The organism is Streptomyces sp. SolWspMP-5a-2 (assembly GCF_900091845.1).
Lineage (GTDB): Bacteria > Actinomycetota > Actinomycetes > Streptomycetales > Streptomycetaceae > Streptomyces > Streptomyces doudnae.
The window spans coordinates 12966-31351 of sequence record NZ_FMCI01000378.1; the positions used below are offsets into that span (position 1 = coordinate 12966).

16 protein-coding genes are annotated in these 18386 nt (G+C 72.4%); 4 read left to right on the plus strand and 12 right to left on the minus strand.

The features are described from left to right. Nucleotides 1-71: 71 nt before the first annotated feature. From GA0115242_RS37295 to GA0115242_RS37310, 4 genes are all read right to left on the minus strand, one after another. Nucleotides 72-272 carry a hypothetical protein gene (locus GA0115242_RS37295; protein ID WP_093836092.1) on the minus strand — a complete coding sequence of 67 codons (201 nt, stop codon included), beginning with the start codon at nucleotides 270-272 and terminating at the stop codon, nucleotides 72-74. A gap of 319 nt (nucleotides 273-591) precedes the next feature. Continuing rightward, complete coding sequence (locus tag GA0115242_RS37300; RefSeq protein WP_093836093.1) at nucleotides 592-1344, minus strand: GntR family transcriptional regulator; 753 nt, start codon at nucleotides 1342-1344, stop codon at nucleotides 592-594. 146 nt (nucleotides 1345-1490) lie between these two features. Further along, complete coding sequence (locus GA0115242_RS37305) at nucleotides 1491-2615, minus strand: DUF4190 domain-containing protein (RefSeq protein WP_256089846.1); 1125 nt, start codon at nucleotides 2613-2615, stop codon at nucleotides 1491-1493. 509 nt (nucleotides 2616-3124) lie between these two features. Further along, nucleotides 3125-5299, minus strand: a complete 2175-nt coding sequence (locus GA0115242_RS37310; protein WP_093836095.1) for a DEAD/DEAH box helicase — start codon at nucleotides 5297-5299, stop codon at nucleotides 3125-3127. A gap of 422 nt (nucleotides 5300-5721) precedes the next feature. On the opposite strand from GA0115242_RS37310, the gene GA0115242_RS37315 reads away from it, so the two are divergent. Continuing rightward, entirely contained in the window at nucleotides 5722-6768 is a 1047-nt protein-coding gene (locus GA0115242_RS37315; protein ID WP_093836096.1) for a hypothetical protein, read from the plus strand. A gap of 134 nt (nucleotides 6769-6902) precedes the next feature. Here GA0115242_RS37315 and GA0115242_RS37320 read toward each other — a convergent pair whose 3' ends face one another. Beyond that, a complete protein-coding gene (locus GA0115242_RS37320) occupies nucleotides 6903-8468 on the minus strand; it encodes an MFS transporter (RefSeq protein ID WP_093836097.1) in 1566 nt (521 codons plus the stop codon). A gap of 89 nt (nucleotides 8469-8557) precedes the next feature. Here GA0115242_RS37320 and GA0115242_RS37325 point away from each other — a divergent pair, with 89 nt between their 5' ends. Continuing rightward, a complete protein-coding gene (locus tag GA0115242_RS37325; RefSeq protein ID WP_176729988.1) occupies nucleotides 8558-8962 on the plus strand; it encodes a winged helix-turn-helix transcriptional regulator in 405 nt (134 codons plus the stop codon). Here GA0115242_RS37325 and GA0115242_RS37330 read toward each other — a convergent pair. From GA0115242_RS37330 to GA0115242_RS37355, 6 genes are all read right to left on the minus strand, one after another. Further along, nucleotides 8935-9546 (minus strand): malonic semialdehyde reductase, encoded by a 612-nt coding sequence (locus GA0115242_RS37330; protein ID WP_093836098.1) that lies wholly within the window; start codon nucleotides 9544-9546, stop codon nucleotides 8935-8937. The two genes, GA0115242_RS37325 and GA0115242_RS37330, sit on opposite strands and share 28 nt — an antisense overlap. Before the next feature lie 19 nt (nucleotides 9547-9565). Beyond that, nucleotides 9566-10879 (minus strand): NtaA/DmoA family FMN-dependent monooxygenase, encoded by a 1314-nt coding sequence (locus GA0115242_RS37335; RefSeq protein ID WP_093836099.1) that lies wholly within the window; start codon nucleotides 10877-10879, stop codon nucleotides 9566-9568. After that, nucleotides 10876-11871 (minus strand): creatininase family protein, encoded by a 996-nt coding sequence (locus GA0115242_RS37340; RefSeq protein ID WP_093836100.1) that lies wholly within the window; start codon nucleotides 11869-11871, stop codon nucleotides 10876-10878. The genes GA0115242_RS37335 and GA0115242_RS37340 overlap by 4 nt, the downstream gene beginning before the upstream one ends. Next, entirely contained in the window at nucleotides 11868-12746 is an 879-nt protein-coding gene (locus GA0115242_RS37345; RefSeq protein WP_093836101.1) for a dihydroorotate dehydrogenase, read from the minus strand. Before GA0115242_RS37345 ends, GA0115242_RS37340 begins: the two co-directional genes overlap by 4 nt. Before the next feature lie 64 nt (nucleotides 12747-12810). Then, nucleotides 12811-13350, minus strand: coding sequence for a nucleoside 2-deoxyribosyltransferase (locus GA0115242_RS37350; RefSeq protein ID WP_093836102.1), 540 nt, complete (start codon nucleotides 13348-13350; stop codon nucleotides 12811-12813). A gap of 502 nt (nucleotides 13351-13852) precedes the next feature. Further along, nucleotides 13853-14464 carry a flavin reductase family protein gene (locus GA0115242_RS37355; protein ID WP_346014116.1) on the minus strand — a complete coding sequence of 204 codons (612 nt, stop codon included), beginning with the start codon at nucleotides 14462-14464 and terminating at the stop codon, nucleotides 13853-13855. Nucleotides 14465-14613: 149 nt separating this feature from the next. Between GA0115242_RS37355 and GA0115242_RS37360 the strand changes: the two genes are divergently transcribed. Together GA0115242_RS37360 and GA0115242_RS37365 are read left to right on the plus strand one after the other, a co-directional pair. Continuing rightward, complete coding sequence (locus GA0115242_RS37360) at nucleotides 14614-15615, plus strand: Lrp/AsnC family transcriptional regulator (protein WP_093836104.1); 1002 nt, start codon at nucleotides 14614-14616, stop codon at nucleotides 15613-15615. Nucleotides 15616-15657: 42 nt separating this feature from the next. Beyond that, nucleotides 15658-17352: a CTP synthase gene (locus GA0115242_RS37365; protein ID WP_093836105.1), complete on the plus strand. Its 1695-nt coding sequence runs from the start codon at nucleotides 15658-15660 to the stop codon at nucleotides 17350-17352. 29 nt (nucleotides 17353-17381) lie between these two features. Here the strand turns inward: GA0115242_RS37365 and GA0115242_RS37370 are convergent, their stop codons facing one another. Then, nucleotides 17382-18296, minus strand: a complete 915-nt coding sequence (locus GA0115242_RS37370) for a hypothetical protein (protein ID WP_093836106.1) — start codon at nucleotides 18294-18296, stop codon at nucleotides 17382-17384. Nucleotides 18297-18386 lie beyond the last annotated feature (90 nt).

An 18386-nucleotide genomic window follows, 5' to 3' on the forward strand; every position in this document is an offset into this window, starting at 1 on the left:
GGAGTCGCACGCCGGCGCTCGGCGCCGTACGGCGGACCCCGCTCACGGCCGCATGGTGCGGACGGCGGGCCCTAGTTGAGGGTGGCGGTTCCACCCTGGCCGTTCTGGGTGAGGCACTCGACCCAGTACAGCTGTTTGTGACTCCGGCCGCCGAGCCGGTCGGCCTCCTTCTCCGCCTCGGCCTGCGTCGCGTATCTGCCGACGCTGTACCGGTTGCCGTTGTCGTCCTCACGTATGAGGCGCCAGGGGAGAGTGAGAGTGCTGTCGTTCATCACGCCAAGTCGCCCCTTCCCACCCGCGGTTCGCACCGCGCTCCGCCCTCTGAGGAAACCGCGATCCGCATATGCCTGAGCCTACGCCCTACCTTTACGCAGCGAATACGGGTTTTCACAAAGAGGTACGCAACCGGCCAGAACGCAGGGGGCGCGCGCCGGCGAACGCGCCGTCCGGACCAGGCGACGCATCCGCCCGGGGCCGCCCGGAGAGGGCGGCGGCCACCTGCGAGAACGGCCTGATCGCGGCGACGGGGGCACGGGCGCGCGGTGCGCCCCGCAGGGAAGCCGGGGCGGGTCAACCCCTCGAGGGTGTGCGCTACTTCACGGGAAGGTGGTACGCGACGCGGTACCGATCCGCCGGGACGACCACGTCGGCGGTCTCCACCGGGCGCCCCGAGGCGTAGAACGTGCGCTGGATGACCAGCACCACGTGACCGGGCACGCCACCGAGCGCGGCCAGCTCCTCGGCGAGGCCGGGACGGGCCCCGACCTCCTCCGTGACGTTGTCCACGATCACGTCGATCGCCGCCATCCGCTCGGCGACGCCCATCCCGCCGAGGGGCCCCTCCTCGGGCAGCATCACCGGCGTGCGCCCGGTGACCTCCAGGGGCTCCCACGAGGTGGACAGCATCATCACCTCACCGGCCTCGCGGAAGACGTAGCGCGTGCACATCACGCGCTCGCCCGGCTCGATGCCGAGCCGCTCGGCCACCGCGCCACCGGCCGCGACCTGCTCGCTGCGCGAATCCCAGGTGCCGCGCGCCTCGCCGTCGGCCTGCTCCTGGCGGAACGGGGTCGCCCCGCCGTCGGGCCGGTAGCCGGAGCGCGCCACCCGCCGGGGCACCGGCCGCTCCCGCACGTAGGTGCCGGACCCGGAGCGGCCCTCGACCAGGCCCTCGGCCATCAGCACCTTGCGCGCCTCCAGGGCGACGGTGTCCGAGACGCCGTACTCCTCGCGGATGCGGGCCTGCGAGGGGAGCCGGGTGTGCGGTGGCAGCGATCCGTCGACGATCTTCTTGCGGAGATCACCCGCGACGCGCAGGTACGCCGGCTGCTCACCGAAAGTCACAGGCCGCTCCCATCAGGTTGTACAGACAGCGACAGCCTGGCAACCGTGGGTTCGACGATGCAAGCAAAGGCCAGAGAATCACCCGATGTGATGACTTGCGCTTACCAGGGGCTTACGCAGGCACTTTCTCCCCAGCACAGCCGCCGTCACACCTCAAGACCGGAGTCTCCTCCCCCGCTCGCGCCCCCGGAGCCGTCGCTCCCGTCCGCGGGCGGGGTGGTGGCCAGCCCCAGAGCCTTGCGGGCGGTGACCGAGCGGTCGGGCGCCGACAGCTCCGTGATCCGGTCGTAGTGGACGTAGAACGCGTCGGCGTCCTCGGCCCGCGCCGCCTTCGCCCACTCCTTCTGGAGCGTCGCGACCTCGTCCGCGATCTCCGCGACCGGCTTGCGCGCGGCCTCCGGCCAGGTGTGCCCGCGCAACTGCCCGACCTCCTTCAGGAGCGTCCCCGACATCCGCCCGGCCCACGCCCGGTTCGCCTCGAAGTCGTCGTCGGCGCTCTCCATGGGCTCCTCGTCCAGGACCTTGTTCTCCAGGTTGACGGCGGCCAGGTACGCGTACTGGTCGACGTCGAGCAGGGATTCGTCGTTGCGCAGCGACCCGGTGAGGCCCGCGCCCTCGTCCGTGTTGCCGAACAGGCAGGTGACCTCGTGGTCGCCCAGCTCCCAGCTCGACCCGGTCGGCGTCAGGTAGTAGACGTCGACGTCGGCGGGGACGGCCCAGACGTCCATGGCGTACCCGTACCGCAGTTGGTAGCAGCGGGTGTCGGCGATCGTGGCGACCTCGTCGTCACCCGGGTAGGAGTCGTGCCCGGTGACCGTGAAGGCGGCGAAGACCTCCCCGTCGTGCTCGCCGTCGCAGGGCACGTCGTCGATGTGGTACGCGTACCCCTCCAGCGAGCCGTCCGGCGCGTCGAAGCACTCGCCGACGGTGAGCGCGTAGGCGGTGCCGTCCTCGCCGACCGCCGCCTCGATGCCGTCCCTGATGCCGGTGAGTCCGCCGGTGGCCAGCATCAGCGCCCACAGCACGATCCCGATCGACGACAGCACCGAACCGGCCACCGCCATGCCCTTGCCCCGGTCGCCGCTGCGCCGGATCTGGCCGAGCGCGACCAGACCGAGGAGCAGACCGGCGCCCGGGACGCAGCACAGGATCCCCAGGACGAGGGAGGCGATCGCCGCCCCGTTGACGGGGGTCGGCCGGTTGTACGGGCTGTACCCCTGCCCCCAGGTCTGGTAGCCGTACGGCCCGCCCCCGGGAGGCGGCGGGTACACACCCCTCGCACCTGCACCGGGAGGCGGCGGGTACGGACCTGCGGCACCCGGGCCGGGAGGCGGGTACGGACCTGCGGCACCCGGGGCTGGGGGCGGGTACGTTTCTGCGGCTGCCTGACCTGGGGGCGGGTGCGGACCGCTCGCGCCGGGGCCCGGAGCTGTCGGTGGCGCGGGCGGGTTGTTCCCCGGCTCGGTGGCCCCGGACGGCTTCTCCGTCGCCGGGGCCGCGAACGGGTTCTCCGGAGCCGGGGCCGCGGACGGGTTCCCCCGGCCCCGGCCCTGCGGCGCCGCGAACGGGTCCTGCGGGGGCGGGCCTTGGGGCTCCTGGCGGTCCTGGGGCTGGTCTGCCCCGGGGGGCGGGGGTATCGACACGGGTACCGTGCTCCTGATTCGGGCGGTGGTGCGGGGAGTTGCGGTGGCACGCCTCGCGGCGGGCCCGGCGGCCGGACGTCCGACCCGCGTACGGCTCGGCGCATCGTAGGCACGGGTTCGCCGGGCTGGGAACGGAGTTACGCGGCCCCGGTCGCCAGCCGGAGCTGTTCCTCCTCCACGATGCGGCGGGCGATGCCGACGTCGGAGACGTCCACCGCGTCCGGGGTGGCGTCGGCGGTGTCGCTGCGGCGGGCGTAGGCGTCGAAGAGGCGGGTCTTGTTCTCCAGGATGCGCAGCAGCCGCGCGTCGACGCCGTCGGTGACGAGCAGGCGGTGCACCTGGACCGGGCGGACCTGGCCCATGCGGTGCGCGCGGGCCACCGCCTGGTGCTCCAGGGTCGGTTTGACCTGCGGTTCGCACAGCACGACGACGGACGCGGCCTGGAGGTTGAGGCCGACCCCGCCCGCCTCGATCTGGGCGAGCAGCACGGCGGGTCCCTCGGCGTGCGTGAAGTCGTCGACCAGGCGCTGCCGCGCGCCGACCGGCAGCCCGCCGGAGAGCGGTCCGAACACCGGCTCGGGCAGGGCATCCCGCACCGCGCCCGTGACGTCCCTGAAGTAGGAGAAGACGACCGTCTTGTGGCCGTTCTCGGCCGCCTCCGCGACCAGTTCGCGCAGCCGCCGCAGCTTCGCCGAGTGCTCCGGGTCGGCGTAGGCGGCCCGGCGCATCGCCATGAAGTTCCCGGCGGCGACCGCGGCGCGGTAGGCGTCCTGGTCGGCCGGGCTCGGCTCGGCCCACTCGTCGACCTGGAGCAGCGCGGGCAGTTCGGTGAGCACGTCCCGCTGGTTGCGGCGCAGGTAGGCGGGGGCGACCGTGCGCCGGAAGACGTGCGGTCCCGCCGCCGCGTCGCTGTCCCGGATCTCCGGGACCAGTTCGGGGCGCAGCATCCGCACCAGGGAGCGGAACTCCCCCACGCGGTTCTCCATGGGCGTGCCGGTGAGGAACAGGACGTGCTCGCAGCGCGCGGTCCACTCGGCGACCGAACGGGCGCGCCGGGTCTCCGGGTTCTTCACGTAGTGCGCCTCGTCGACGACGAGCATCGCCGGGGCGCCGCCCTCCCCGGGCGCGGGCAGGGTGTGCAGCACGTCGAAGGTGGTGAGGGCGACGCCGCCGCGCTCGCGCCATTCGGCGTGCGCGTCCAGCCGTTCGGGGCCGTGCACCGGGTGCGCGCGCAGGGTGCTGCGGGAGCGGATCTCCCGCGTCCAGTTGATGAGCACCCCGGCCGGGCAGACCACCAGGAAGTGGCTGTGCCCCTGGGCCGCGAGGTGCGCGAGCGCGGCGATGGCCTGCACGGTCTTGCCGAGCCCCATCTCGTCACCGAGCACGACCCGGCGCTGCGCCAGCGCGAACCGGGCCCCGAAGGACTGGTAGCCGCGCAGCGAGACCCGGCGGTGCGCGTCGTCGAGCGGCTGCGCCTGCACCCGTTCGACGACGTCCGTCGGCAGGAACCCGTCGGCGGCCTGTTCCTCGCCGCGCGGTGCGCCGACCTCGACGAGCTGGCTGTAGTACTCGGCGGAGCGCAGCTCGAAGTCGACCCACGCCTCGATCTCGGAGACCGGGCCGCGCAGCAGGTCGGTGGTGGCCTGCGCCAGCAGCAGGCCGACCTCCCGGGTCTCCGCGTCGGCGACCAGGGCGCGCAGTTCCCGGCCCGCCTCCAGGGCGGCCGTGCGGCGGCGCGCTCCCGTGAGGGCGAGCCGCAGCCGGCCGGTGGTGGGGCGGGCGGCGGGCAGCAGGTCGCCGAGCGCGCCGTCCACGCGCCGGGCGGTGTCGACCGCGCGGCGCAGCTCGGGCCCGGCCTCGACGAGCCGGTGCAGGGCGATGACCAGGGCGGTGGTGCGGGGTTCGGGGTGGTCGACGTCGATCCGCACGGAGACGGTCTCCTCGACCGCGCGGGCGATCTGTCCCGCGGCGGCGAGGACCTGGTCGGCGGTCTGGGCGCCGACGCCGGGGATCTGCCGGAGCTGGTGGCGTCCGGCCTCGTGGACGGCGCGCACGGTGGCGAACCCGGCCGCCTCGACGGCCGCGAGCCGCAGCCTGCCCTCGGTGGCGTCCTTGAGCCGTGCGACCGGGATGGACTCCAGCTCCGCGGCGACCAGTTCGTCGCGCAGCGGGGTGAGCGCGGCCCGGACGGCGTCCAGGGCGCGCTCGTGGTCGTCGAGCAGGGTACGGGCGGTGTCCCGCAGCCCGGCACCCCGCTCGCACAGCTCCCGGGCCCGCCGCCCGACGACGGCCTCCCCGCTGTCCTCCCCCATCCCGCCCTCCCCCTCGGCCCGCCGCGCACCGCGGCGATACGCCCATGGTCGCACCGGCCACCGACAACGCGGCGGGACGGGTCGGGGCAGGACGGGACAGGACGAGACAGGTCGGGACGGGAGAGCCCGCGGCGGGGACAGAGGCGCACGCCGGGTCCGTTGTCAGTGGCGCCGCGTAGCTTTTCCGTACGGCCCGAAGTACCAGCGCACGACCCCGGGACCGGCCGCACGGTGTCAGGGCCCGCCGCGCGCACCGAGGTCCCGCCGCACGGACCGAAGCAACCCGCGCAGCCGGAAGGCACCCCCGCGCACCCCGGACCACCCGCCGTACCCGCTCGCCGTATCCGCCCGCCGTACCCGCTCGCCGTATCCGCCCGCCGTTCCGCCCGAACTCCCGTCCCGCTCCCGCGAGGAGGACGTCCATGGCCGATGCCCGTGCCGATGACGATGCCGATGCCGCCGTCGAGGACCTGGTGGCCGCGTTCCCCGCGCTGGCCGGGCTCGTGCGTCCCGCCGTGCTGCTGCGTCCGGAGCCCGGTACGCCGGGCGTCCTGGACAGTTCGGTCGGCGGCCCGCTGCTGTGGCCCGCGGCCGAGCCGTGGCCGGTCTGCCGCGAGGCGCACGCCGTGGAGGTCCGCGTGAAGGTGCCGGACGAGGATCGCGCGGCCCTGGAACGCGTCGACCGCGCGGTGCGGGGCCGCCGCCGCGCCCGGCCGGAGCGCGCGGAGGAGACCACGGCGGAGGAGACGGCGGTGCTGCGCCGGGTGCTGGCCGGGGCGGAGGCGCTGGACCGGATCTCCTGGGAGACGGTCCGCACCGTGTGGGACACCTCGGGTCCCGGCGTCGCCATGGTCCCACTGCTGCAACTGCGGCACCCGCGCGCGTCCGCCGCCGCCGGTCGGCCGCGGACGGGGCGACCGGACGGCGCCGACCTGCTCCAGGTCCTGTGGTGCCCCAACGACCACGGCGAACTGCCGGACCAGTCGGGCTACCACGGCCCCGCGCTGGAGATACGCCACCGCACCGCCGCGCGGGTGGCCCGGGACCGCGTCCTGACGAGCCCACCCCGCCCGGACCGCGCCGAGGACGCCTACCTGCCGACCCCGTGTCTCCTCTCGCCGCAACCGGTGGCCGACCTCGCCGATCCGGACGGGCTCCCGGACCCGGACGACCTCCCGGCCGCGCTCGCCGAGGAGGCGCGGCGGTGGGCCGGGCGGCGGGGCGCGGGCGCGGTCCCGCTCAACGTGCCGTCCCGGCGGCCCGACTGGAAGCTGGGCGGCTGGCCCGGCCTGGACCTCTCCGGCCCCGATTCCCTGGACTGTGTGTCCTGCGGCGCCCCGACGCGGCTGCTGCTGACCGTCCCCAGCAGCGTGGACGGCCCGGACATCAGCGTCGGCCGCTTCGGCACCCTGCGGGTGCACACCTGCCCGGAGGACGGGAGGCATCCGGCCCGGCTCCACCTCCAGTGACCCGCCCGCCCGGGAAGCCTGCCCGGCGCGCCCGCCCGGCGGTCGTCGCACCCGGCGGTCGGCCTGCCCGGCGGTCGTCGCACCCGGCGGTCGGCCTGCCCGGCGGTCGTCGCACCCGGCGTCGTCGCGCCCGCTCAGGCCGCCCGTTCGCCCGGTGTCCGGGGCCGCAGCAGCACCGCCGCCATGACCGCCGTCCCCGCCAGGCCGATGGAGGCGATCACGGCGACGGCGGTGAAGCCGTGGTCGTAGGCGCGGCGGGCCGCGTCGAGCACCGCGTGGGCGGTCGGCGCGGGCAGGTGGGTCATCACCTCCTCGGCGGTGGAGAACGACTCGCCCGCGGCGGCCCGCTGGTCCGGCGCGAGACCGGGCACCGCCGGGAGTCCGGCGCGGTAGAACAGCGTCAGGACCGTGCCGAGGACGGCGACGCCGAGGCCCGCGCCGAGTTCGAAGGACGTCTCCTGGATGGCGGCGGCCTCGCCCGAGCGCTCGGGCTGCGCGGCGCTCATGATGGAGTCGGCGCCCAGCGTCATGACGACGCCCGCGCCGTACCCGGCGGCGAGCAGCGGTGCCAGGAGCATGCCGTAGTGGGCGGTGTCCCCGACGGCGGCGATCGCCGCGAAGGCGACGGCGAACAGGGAAAGCGACCCGGTGAGGGCCCAGCGGTTGCCCCAGCGGTGCGCCGTCCAGGGGGCCGTGACCGCGCCGACGGCGTTGGCCGCGGCCAGCGGCATCAGCGCGAGCCCGGCGCGCAACGGCGAGTAGCCGCCCACCTGTTGCAGCCACTGGGTGAGGAAGAACAGCAGGGCGACATAGCTGCCGAAGCAGCCGATGACGCAGAGGGTGGCGGTGCTGAAGCGGCGTTCGGCGAAGAGGGAGAAGTCCAGCAGCGGTTCGGCCAGGCGCCGTTGGCGGCGGACGAAGGTGACCAGGAGCGCGGCGCCCACGACGGCCGTCACCACGATGACGGTGTTCACGCCCGCGTGCTCGCCCGCCTGCTTGAGCGCGTACACGACGCCCGCGAGGCCGGTCACCGAGAGCACCACGCTGGCCAGGTCCCAGCGGCGCGGCACGGGGTTCTTCGACTCGGGGACGACGCGGAGGCCGACGGCGAGGATGACGACGATGACGGGGATGTTGACCAGGAAGACGGCGCTCCAGCCCCACTGTTCGGCGACCAGTCCGCCGAGCAGCGGTCCGATGGTGGCGCCCACGCTGTGCGCGGAGGTCCACACCCCGATGGCGAAGGCGCGTTCCCGGTCGTCCGTGAAGACCACCCGGATGATCGCCACGGTGGAGGCCATGATCATGGCGGCGGCGACGCCGAGGGCCGCGCGGGCGGCGATGAGCTGCCCGGTCGACACCGAGAAGGCGCAGGCCGCGGAGGCGAGGCCGAAGGCGACGAAGCCGCTCAGCACCATCCGGCGGCGGCCGATGCGGTCGCCCAGGGTCCCGCAGGTGACGAGCAGGGCGGCGAGCGCCAGCGAGTACACGTCGACGATCCAGAGCAACTGCGCGGCGCTGGGCTGGAGGTCGAGGCTCATGCTCGGCACGGCGACGTGCAGCACGGTGAGGTCGATCCCGCACAGCAGCAGGCTTCCCGACACCACCGCGAGGACCAGCCACCGGCGCCGCGGGGAGGCCGCGAGCCGTTCCGATTCCGTCGCCGCCCGCGCCGGTGCGGACGCGTTCCTGTTCACCATAGTCTCAGTTTCGGTAGGTATCGACGCGGGCCACAAGTACGGTCTTTTGTGTGCCCTAGTGCCATTCGGTATACCAATGGAGGTCAGTTGTGCGTTCCAGCGTCGAAGACGCTCCGGAGTACTGCGCGATCGAGTTCGCCATGGAGGTTCTCGGGGGCCGTTGGAAATTGGCCATTCTCAAGCAACTCGTTTCCGGAACACATCGGTTCGGGGAGCTGCGGCGGGCGCTGCCCGGCATCACGCAGCGCATGCTGACCCGTCAGCTGCGGGAGCTGGAGGCGGACGGTCTGGTGACCCGCACCGTCCACCGCGAGGTGCCGCCGAGGGTCGAGTACGCGCTGACCGACGTCGGACGCAGCCTGGACGCCATCACCGCGCAGTTGGACACGTGGGGCCGCTGGTACCAGGAGACGGTGCGGCGGACCCCCGCCGCCGGGGCGGGTGCGGAACCGGCCGGCACCGGGAGTCACAGCGTCGTGCGGATCTCGTCGTAGCCGAGCCGCGGGCCGCGGGCACGGGCGCCGTCCGGCGCGGGTCGGCCGATGTTCACGAGGAGCAGCGCGGACAGGGCGCCGTCCGGAAAGAATTCACGGTCGACGCCGTCCTCGTCGAAACCGCTCATGGGCCCGGCGGCGAGTCCCGCGGCCCGTATCCCGATGATGAAATAGGCCGCCTGCAGGGCGCCGTTGAACCGCGCGGACCGCTCCCGTTTCCCGCGTTCCCCGGTGAACAGGTCGCTCGCGCCGGGGAATTGCGGGAACTGTTCCGGCAGCCTCAGATGGAAATCGGTGTCGACGGCGAGGAGCGCGGTCAGCGGCGCCCGCAGGGTCTTCTCCCGGTTCCCGCGCGTCAGATGCCGGGCCAGCCGCTCCCGGCTCTCCGGCGAGCGGAGCAGCCAGAGCCGCAGCGGCTGCTGGTTGAAGGCGGTCGGCCCGTTCCTGACCAGGTCGTGGACGGCGCGGACCGTCTCGTCGGTGACCGGTTCGCCGGTGAACCGGTCCACGGTGTGCGCCTGCCGGAACAGCAGGTCCTGGGCCGTCCCGTCGAGGGCCAGCCGCCGTGTCGTCGTGTGCGTCACCGTCCCGTCCCGGCCCGGCTCAGAACTCGGTGAGGTTCTGGCGCAGGGTGCGCCCCGGCGTGTAGTGCGTGCGGGTGAGGCCGCGCCGTTGCAGCGCGGGCACCAGACCGTCGGTGATCTCGTCGACCCAGCGGCGGTCCAGCCGCAGCACCGGGGTGGTCAGCATGAACCCGTCGCCGCCGACCTCCTCCATCACCTCGCCCATCCGCTCGGCCACCTGGTCGGGCGTGCCGATCAGCTCCACCGAGGAGACCAGTCCGCCGGCCGCGTCCATCACCAGTTCGCGCAGGGTCTTGCCGCTGCCCCACTGCTGGAGCTGGTCGAGCGAGCCCTGTTCGCCGTTGGTCTCCAGCCGGTGGGGCAGCGGCTCGTCCAGGTCGAACCGGGCGAAGTCGATCTCGGTGAGCGCGGACGTCTCGGCGAGGACGTCGTGGATGAACTCCGGTGAGGAGATCATCCGCCGGTACTTGTCGCGGGCGTCCTGCTCGGTGTCGCCGAGGGTGGGCGTCACGCAGAACAGCACCTTGACGTCGTCGGGGTCGCGGCCCGCCGCCTCGGCGTGCTTGCGGACGTCGTCGCGGAACTGCTTCATGCCGCTGACGCCGTTGGCGATGGCGATCACCGAGTCGGCGTTGCGGGCGGCGAAGACCCGGCCCCGGGGCGAGGCTCCGGCCTGCACGAACGCGGGCCGGTGCTGCGGCGAGGGCACGGTGTTGAGCGGGCCGCGGACGCTGAAGTACTCGCCCCTGAAGTCGATCGGGCGGACCTTGGTGTGGTCGGCGTAGATCCCCTTCTCCCGGTCGAGGACGACGGCGTCCGCGTCCCAGGAGGCGAACAACTGCCGTACGACGTCGACGTATTCGTCGGCCATGGCGTACCGGGCGTCACGGGTCGGCAGCTTCTCCAGCCCGAAGTTCCGCGCGGCCAGGTCCTCGGCGCTGGTGACGATGTTCCAGCCGAACCGGCCGCCGAGCATGCTGTCCATCGTCGAGGCGAGCCGGGCCGTCATGAACGGCGGGTAGGCGAGCGTCGAGAGGGTGGCGACGATCCCGATGTGCGAGGTGGCGACGCCCATCGCGGCGGCCAGCGGGACCGGGTCGTGCTTGGGGACGACCATGCCCTGGCGCAGCGCCCGCTCGGAGGAACCGCCGTAGCTCTCGGGGACCATGAGCTTGTCCTCGATGATCAGGTAGTCGAAGCAGGCCCGTTCGAGCGCCCGCGCCACCTCCGTGTGGAACCGGCCGTCCCAGGGCGAGCCCCCGTTGCCGAAGGGCCCCTGCCACGCGTCCGGGGTGAAGTTGAAGATGCAGGCGAGGTGGAACTTGCGGGTCACTGCTGGTTCCCTTCGGCGTGGACGGCGGTCCGGCGCTGCGCGTCCGGCCGGTGATCGGGAGCGCGCAGATCGGCACCGGGACCGGCACCGCCCGGCTCAGGAGCGCGGTCGGCAGAGCGGTCGGGAGAGCGGTCGGGGCGAGGGTCGGGACGGTGGTCGGACGCGCGGTCGGGACGGCGGCCGGGAGAGCGGTCGGGATGGCGGTCCGGGCGGCTCTGGGCGAACAGCAGCCCGCTGCCGTCGCGCACCAGCGCGGTCGCCTCGTCGACGACGTGGCGCAGCAGCCGCTCGCCGAGCCCGGCGCTCGACCCGGACGTCGACGACAGCACCCCGCGGTGCGTGGTCTGCCCGACGTCCACCGGGTGCAGATAGATCCCGGCCCGGGGCGGGTCGTCGTGGTCGGGGCGCTCGTCGGTGACCAGGTCGGGGCGCAGGTGCAGCATCAGGCTGGTCTCGGTGACCCCGGCGTGCTCGGCGTGCCAGCCGGGGAACGCCGGGATCTCCGTGGCGGCCCAGGTGTCCCGGACCAGGCTCCACCAGCTGAACGCGAAGACCTCGGCGCCGTCGAACAGCCCCTGCTCGCGCACCTGGTCGAGCGCCTCGAAGAGGAACGGTTCGTTCTCGTAGTGGCCGTTGACGACGACGAGGCGGCCCATGGGCAGCGCGGCCAGCGCCGAGAGCGTCTCGCGCAGGAACCGGACGAGGGTGTCGCCCGCCACGTAGACGGTGCCCGGGAAGTGGAGTCCGCCGCCGCTCTGCGGCAGGGACCGGGCGCCGACCGCCTGCGCGGGCAGCACGAACGCGTCGAGTTCCCGGGCGATCCCCTCGGCGAAACCTTCCGCCAGGATCAGATCGACGGACAGCGGCAGATGCGGGCCGTGCTGCTCGATCGCGCCGACCGGCCAGACCACGGTGCGTCCGCGGACCGCGTCGGTGACCTGGGCGCTGGTCAGATCGGTGAGCAGGGGCGCCGGGGAGCGGCCGTCCGTCATGCGACGGCTCCCCGGGACTCCCGGGCGGCGAACGGGCCGACGAGTTCCCCGGTCTCCGCCACGATGCGCTCCAGCGTCTCGTACATGTCGGTGTGCAGCGCGGTGTAGACCTGCGCCACGGTGGCGCCGACGTTGAGGTAGTCGGCCACGTCCCGGCCGCCGGTCACCCCGCCGCCGCCCAGGATCGGCAGCTCCACACCGCGCTTGCGGAGCTGCCAGATCGCGGCCAGGACCAGCGGTTTGAGGCCGGGCCCCGAGTAGCCGAAGACGCCGTTCAGCTCCAGTTCCCCGGTCTCCGGGGAGACCGCGGCGCCGGGGATGGTGTCGCTGAGGGTGATGGCGTCGGCCCCGCCCGCGATGGCGGCGCGCACCCGGTCCTGGAGCCCCTCGCCGACGGCCAGCTTCACGGAGAACGGCAGATTGGTCCGGCCGCGGGTCTGGGAGGTGTAGGCGTAGACCCGGTCGGGGTTGTCGTCCTCCAGGCCGTCCTCCTCGTTGAGGCAGGAGATGCCGAGTTCCAGCGCGCGGCAGCCGGTCGCCTCGACGTCCTTGGCGAGCGCGGCCAGTTCGGCGGGGGTGTCGGCGTGCAGGGAGGCGATGACCGGCAGTCCGTCGTCGGCGAACGACCGCAGCACCCCCAGCCAGTGGTTCACCGACCGCTTGGAGTAGGTGGTGCTGTTCAGCATCCCGACGGGCAGGCGCAGGATCCGCTCGTCGAGGCCCTGCGGCGGCCTGGGGTGGATCGTCTTGGTGACGACGGCGCCCGCGCCCTTCTCGATGAGCTTGCGGATGTTGCGTTCCTGGTCCGTCAGCAGCCCGGATCCGACGATCACGGGGTTGGCCGGCGCCAGGCCGAGTATCGATAGGTCGCTCACTGCGGGGACTCCGTCCGGCAGAGGGAGGGGTGGTCTGCGGAGAAAAGGGGGGACGGCCGGACGGCTAGGCGACGAGGCTCGCGCCGACCGCCTCGCGCTGCCGCTCGGTGGCGCTCAGCACGGCGTCGACGAGCAGGCTCGGCTTCTCGGTGAAAGCGTCGAAGTCGATGGCCTGGACGGCGCCCACCCGGTGCAGGCCCTTGAGGAGGTGGCTCGCGGACTCCACGAACGGCTGCTTGGTGATGAGGACGATGGGACGCCCCAGGGCGGTGGCCCAGCCGAGTTCGACATGGGTGCCGTCGGTGCGCCGCAGGACACCGTCCTCCAGGAGGGGCAGCACCGGCACGAAGACGTCGCACTTCCGCATCCAGCGGAAGTCCCGTACGGAGACCTGCTCCGGGGTGAAGGAGGCGGTGTCGGCGCCGAACTTCTCGACGACGTGCGCGGAGAAGATGTTCGCGCCGTTCTCCTTGGCCGTGGTGATCGCCGTGGTGATGGCGTCCTGCAGGTCGCCGGCGAAGCCGCCCGCCAGGATGGCGTGCTGGATCGGCCCGCCGACGAAGACGTCGAGCCCCGAGAGAAGTCCGGCAGGGGTGGTGTCCATGACTGTGTCGCTCCAGAGGGTGAGGGGGGTGGAATGGCGATGAGGCTGGAGAGGGGACGGGTGGACGGGAACACGGCACACCGACCACGCGACGACCCGGGGCGCACGGGTCGTGCGGGCGGCGCGAGTTGCGTGGCGGGGGCGAGTGGTGTGGTGGGCGCGGGACGTGCGAGCCGCGCGCCGGACGAACCGCCGTAGGACGACGCCCGGCAGGGCTGACACCGGCCGGGCCAGAAACCCGGCAGGCGCCGACCCTCGGCGGAGCCGGCCAACGGCGGACGGAACGGAGACGGAAAGGACGGGGCCGGCCGACCACTGACGGCTGACGGCTGACGGCTGACGGCCGTGGTGCTGGACCAGGTGCTGAACGAGGTGCTGAACGACGATGTCGGCGCACCGCCCGCCCGCCGCCGACGTCCGGGATGCCACTCGCGACGACGCGCTTGAGACGACGTGCTCGCGACGGCGTGCTCGTGACGGCGTCGGGGAGGGCGCCCCGGTGTCAGCCCCCGGAGCCCCCGGAGGGCTTGGCGGCACCGGAGGTTCCGGGCGCCCTGGCGCCGCCTGACCCCGGGTCGGTAATGCCGAGGTCGGTGATGCCGAGGTCGGCGATCCGCCTGTACCGCCCCCGGTGGTAGAGGAGTGGCTCGCGGGGCTCGGCGGGCGACTCGGCCCGGCGCACGTCGCCGATCACCACGAAGTGGTCGCCGCCGTCGTACTCGGCGTGCAGACGGCAGTCGATCCAGGCGCTCGCGCCGGTCAGCCGCGGGGCGCCGTCCGGGGACGGGTCCCACGCGACCTCACGGAACTTCTCGCCGCCGGAGCGCGCGAACCGCTCGCTGAGCGGGTGCTGGGACCGCGCCAGCACGTTGACGCAGAAGGAGCCGCTCTCCCTGATGACCGGCCAGCTCGCCGAGGAGCGGCTGACGCCCAGGGCGACGCGCGGCGGCCGCAGCGAGAGCGAGGAGAACGCCTGACAGGTGAATCCGACGGGCCCCGCGGGCCCCATGGCGGTGACGACCGTGACGCCGGAACAGAACTGGCCCAGAACCGAGCGGAACCTGTCCGGCGTGACGTGATCCTGAACTGCTGCGGAAGTGTTCTCGCCCAACAAAAGCTCTGTCCTCTCGGGCGTGTACAGCCGGGTCGGATACGGCAAGCTCACCGCTGATCACCGATGGTGACGAGAGGATAGTTGCACGAACAGACGGAATCCGACAAGAGAGCTGGATCAAGTGATAAAGATCCTGCCATCATGCGGTCATGGTGAACGATTCAGACGCATCCGAGGAACTGAGTGGTCTTGACCAGCGGATCGTGGCCGCGCTCCAGATCAGCCCGCGGGCGGGCGTCGCGGAAGTGGGGCGCATCCTCGGTGAGCACGAACGGGCGGTGTCCCGGCACCTCCAGCGGCTCCTGGACACCGGGGCCGTGCGCAGTACGGCGGAGTGGGACCCGCTGCGCCGCGGCCTCGGCCCGGCCGTCAGGCTGCGGCTCAAGGCGCCGATGGGCTGCCTGAAAAGCGCCGTTCGGGAATTGGCAAACCGGCCCGATGTCCTTAACGTCGCCGCCGTGGGGGGCGCGGCAGGCCATCTCTGGTGCGATCTGCTGCTCGCGTCCCGCTCCCTGCTGTACTCCCTGACCACCGACGGCGTCCCCGGCCTGCCCGGGGTCAACGTGCTCGACGCGCACGTCACCCTGCGCCCGTTCCTCACCGAGGCCGGGTGGCACGCCCCCGTCCTGACCGAGGAAGAGGAGAAACGCTTGCGGGCGAGCCTGGTCCGACCGCTGCCCGGTCACGCCCACCGCTACGAGCTCACCCCCACCGACCTGCGCGTCGCCGAAGCCCTCATGAAGAACGGGCGCGTCAGCCTCACCGACCTCGGGGCCGCGCTGGGCGTCTCCACGGCCACCGCGGGACGCCGGGTCACCGCGCTGCTCGAACGCGGGGTGCTGCATCTGCGCACAGTGGTCGATCCGGCCCTGCTGGGACGCCCGGTGGAGGCGCGGGTGCGGCTACGGGTCCACCCGGCGGGCATCGGGGAGGTCGGCACCGCGCTCGCCGCCTGTCCCGCCGTACGGTCCTGCGTCGCCGTGACCGGGACGCACAACCTGCTCGCCGACGTGTGCGTCGAGGGCGAGACGGACCTGTACGGCTTCGTCGCCGACGCGCTCGGAGCGCTGCCGCACGTCGTCGCCTACGACATCGACATCGTCCGCCGCCTGCCCCCGGACGGCGCCGTCCCCGGGGAGACACCCCGATGAGCCGCGCCGCACCCCCGCCCGCGACCACAGGAGCCTCCGGCCATGCCGTCCCATTCGCCGACGACCAAGCACATCTTCGTCACCGGGGGTGTCGCGTCCTCCCTCGGGAAGGGCCTGACGGCCTCCAGCCTCGGCATGCTGCTCAAGGCCCGCGGGCTGCGCGTCGTGATGCAGAAGCTCGATCCCTATCTGAACGTGGATCCGGGGACGATGAACCCGTTCCAGCACGGTGAGGTGTTCGTCACGAACGACGGCGCCGAGACCGATCTGGACATCGGGCACTACGAGCGTTTCCTCGACCGTGATCTGGACGGGTCGGCGAACGTGACGACCGGGCAGGTCTACAACACGGTGATCGCCAAGGAGCGGCGGGGCGAGTACCTGGGTGACACCGTGCAGGTCATCCCGCACATCACCAACGAGATCAAGCACCGTATCCGGCGGATGGCGACCGACGCGGTGGACGTGGTGATCACCGAGGTGGGCGGGACGGTGGGTGACATCGAGTCGCTGCCGTTCCTGGAGACCGTGCGCCAGGTCCGCCACGAGGTCGGCCGGGACAACGTCTTCGTGGTGCACATCTCGCTGCTGCCCTACATCGGCCCCTCGGGCGAGCTGAAGACCAAGCCGACCCAGCACTCGGTGGCGGCGCTGCGCAACATCGGCATCCAGCCCGACGCGATCGTGCTGCGCTGCGACCGGGAGGTCCCCACCGCGATCAAGCGGAAGATCTCCCTGATGTGCGACGTGGACGAGGCGGCGGTGGTGGCCTGTCCCGACGCCCGCTCGATCTACGACATCCCCAAGACGGTCAACGGCGAGGGCCTGGACGCCTATGTGGTCCGCAAGCTCGACCTGCCCTTCCGCGACGTCGACTGGACGACGTGGGACGACCTCCTGGACCGGGTCCACAACCCCGACCACGAGATCACCATGGCCCTGGTCGGCAAGTACATCGACCTCCCCGACGCCTACCTCTCCGTCACCGAGGCCCTGCGCGCGGGCGGCTTCGCCAACAAGGCCCGCGTCACGGTCGCATGGGTCGAGTCGGACGGCTGTGCCACACCGGCGGGGGCGGCGGCCCGGCTCGCGGAGGCGGACGCGATCTGCGTCCCCGGCGGCTTCGGCGACCGGGGCGTGGCGGGCAAGATCGGAGCGGTCCGGTACGCCCGCGAGCAGCGCATCCCGCTCCTCGGCCTCTGCCTGGGCCTGCAGTGCGTCGTGATCGAGGCGGCCCGCAACCTGGCGGGCATCGAGGACGCCGACTCGACGGAGTTCACCCCCGCGACCCCGCACCCGGTCGTCTCCACGATGGCCGAGCAGCTCGACATCGTGGCCGGTGACGGCGACCTGGGCGGCACGATGCGGCTGGGCCTCTACCCGGCGAGACTGACGGAGGGTTCGATCGTCCGCGAGACGTACGGGGACGAGGAGTACGTCGAGGAACGCCACCGGCACCGCTACGAGGTGAACAACGCCTACCGCGCGGAGCTGGAGAAGAAGGCGGGCATCGTCTTCTCGGGCACGTCCCCGGACGGCACGCTGATCGAGTTCCTGGAGTACCCACGGGAGACCCACCCCTACCTGGTGGCCACCCAGTCCCACCCGGAACTCCGCTCCCGCCCGACCCACCCCCACCCCCTGTTCACGGGCCTGGTGAGAGCGGCGGTGGAACGCAAGAAGCGGAACGGAAAGCGACCGGCTCAACCGGCCGGGCGGGGCCCTGACGCCACGTGAGGAGGGCGGCAGTCCTCGCGCCCGGGGACCTACCACTCCCAACGGAATCCGACCACGGCCTCCTCTATGAAGGGGACGTACTTCCGTGCCGTCCGATCGCGGACGGCCCACTCCTGCTCCCACACTGCCTGGCCGGCGAAGTGGTCGTCCCAGACACACCACCAGAGGGATCGCGGGGACTGCTCCGAAGTGAACTCGACTGCCATGTCGACGTTCTCCACCCGCGCGAAAGCAGGACGCCGTACCTCGGTCGCACCCAGATCCCCTATCGGAAAGTAGGCCTGATATTCGAGTGCAGTGGACTCCATCTTCTTCAGCGGACTCGGAAAAAGGATGTCGACGCCGGTCAGCCCGCCTCCGTAGATGTACCGCTCACCGAGCACTCCACCATGGAGCACCTCGATGCGGGACGCCCACGGCTCGTGGTTGAAGAAGTAGCCATCGACTCCGTCCTCGACTGCCCGAATGGCCTGAAACGTCTTTCGGGACATCAACGAACGCGCGGGACCGATCGAATACCTCTCGACAAGGTTGGTCGTCCGATGCCTCTGCGGCTTGACCATGGCGCGCCGATTGCGAAGCGTGTGGGCGACCCCAAGCCCCGGATCACCTTCGCCGAAGAGTGTTCCCCACAGATCTTCGCGATGGTTGTCGTCCATTTCGAAAGCATCGATGAACCATCTCAACGTCTCCGCAGAGACGACTGTGCCGTTCAACGCACGCGAAACCCTGTCCTTCAGGTTTCGCGGCGGGACACTCTCGGCCACTTCACCGATTTCCCAGAGATGGAGCGTGATGACCTGAGCGATCGCCGCCTGGTGAAGATCGCTCCTGCTGCGCCTCGCGCACTCCTGCCATCGCCGCCGGTATCTGGGATGCGTGGCGAGGATCTCCCTGAGCCTCCGACTCGTGATGAAAGCACTCTCGCTCTTGTCGGCTGGCACCCAACACCTCCTCCCCCGTGCCGGGAATGTAGCGCTCAAGTATCGCTCCACCCTGCCCTGCTGCGGCGCTCCTCCCGGAACTGAGCTGCG